Origin of the sequence: Exiguobacterium sp. A1_3_1 (assembly GCF_048985645.1) — a bacterium.
GTDB classification, from domain to species: domain Bacteria; phylum Bacillota; class Bacilli; order Exiguobacteriales; family Exiguobacteriaceae; genus Exiguobacterium_A; species Exiguobacterium_A indicum.
Genome location: NZ_WBYY01000346.1, coordinates 1 through 384, shown reverse-complemented (window position 1 = coordinate 384; position 384 = coordinate 1). Strand labels below are relative to the sequence as shown.

General features: G+C 41.7%; 1 protein-coding gene. It reads right to left on the bottom strand.

Annotation, left to right across the window (positions count from 1 at the left end; all coding sequences use genetic code 11):
• Positions 1-162: 162 nt before the first annotated feature.
• A partial coding sequence (locus F8N00_RS18280; RefSeq protein ID WP_421018782.1) for an MscL family protein occupies positions 163-384 on the bottom strand: 222 nt, incomplete at its 5' end.

Genomic DNA, 384 nt, shown 5'->3' with positions numbered 1-384 from the left:
AAGCGGGTCTTGTTTGTCTCTGACAGCGCATAATGCGCTTTTTCCTGTAGGAGTGGCGTGTGACGCGTCATTCTTTTTTTACGAGATAAAGGTGGCAGATTTTTATTCTGCCACCTTTATCTTTGTAGAGGCTGACTTTTGAGTCAGCCTTTGTTGTATCCGTTAATTTTTCGTCGATGACTCATTTTGATGAATCAAGGCATCCCTGATTTCTGTCAATAATTTTTCTTCTGTCGTTGGTACCGCTTCTTCTTCGACGACTTCTTCCTTCTTCCGGAATGAAGTGATTCCTTTGACAAAGATAAACAGTGCAAAGGCGATCAACAAGAACTCGATACTCGCTTGAAGAAATTGACCGTACTGCAACCTGTCTCTTATACACAT